Below are 266 nucleotides of genomic sequence, written 5' to 3'. Positions count from 1 at the left end.
CAAACTTTCAGATGCCTGTAGGTTTTGCCACACAGGATGATTATTTGAATCACTTAACCTATACAGGAGCTAAGGACCGCTATAAAGAGCTTACACCGGAAATAGAAGAACGATTGAACTTTGAGCTGAACACCATTAAAATCATGGGTTTTGCCAGATACTTTTTGATTGTATCTGATTTTATCAAAGCAGGACGTGATATCGGAGTATTTGTAGGGCCGGGACGTGGTTCTGCTGCAGGCTCTGTGGTTGCATACTGTATAGGG

At 42.1% G+C, this 266-nt stretch carries 1 protein-coding gene; it reads left to right on the top strand.

The features are described 5' to 3' along the window. The coding region (locus ACS2QP_RS27890) for a hypothetical protein (protein ID WP_438883087.1) at positions 1-266 on the top strand (266 nt) is incomplete at both ends.

This window comes from Bacillus cereus group sp. Bce019, assembly GCF_051781745.1.
GTDB lineage: Bacteria > Bacillota > Bacilli > Bacillales > Bacillaceae_G > Bacillus_A > Bacillus_A cereus.
Note: the sequence above shows the minus strand (reverse complement) of the source record. Positions and strands in the feature narration are given on the sequence as shown.